We start from the raw sequence: 320 nt of genomic DNA on the forward strand, positions 1-320 counted from the left end.
GTGGAGTCCGAACGCGCCAGCATCGACACGCTGCGCGGCCTGACGATCAGCGCCTCGGGCGGACGCCGCGTGCCGCTCGAACAGGTTGCCAAGCTCTCCTACCAGACCGAGCCGCCGCTGATCTGGCGCCGCGGCCGGCTGCCGACCGTGACCGTCCAGGCCGATGTCGCGCCGGGCGAAAATGCCACGCTGGTCACGCGGCGGCTGGAGAGCGCCATCGCCGCCTTCAAGGCGGAACTGCCGGCGCGCTACAGCGTCGAGCAGGGTGGCGTTATCGAGGACAGCGCCAAGGCCCAGGCCTCGATCTTCGTAGTGTTCCC

At 70.3% G+C, this 320-nt stretch carries 1 protein-coding gene; it reads left to right on the forward strand.

Annotated elements, in window-relative coordinates; all coding sequences use genetic code 11:
- Positions 1 to 320 (forward strand): efflux RND transporter permease subunit (locus EN807_RS33910; RefSeq protein ID WP_135938046.1); only part of this gene is annotated, 320 nt, incomplete at both ends.

Origin of the sequence: Mesorhizobium sp. M5C.F.Ca.ET.164.01.1.1 (assembly GCF_004792125.1) — a bacterium.
In the GTDB taxonomy this organism is placed as follows: Bacteria; Pseudomonadota; Alphaproteobacteria; order Rhizobiales; family Rhizobiaceae; genus Mesorhizobium; species Mesorhizobium wenxiniae.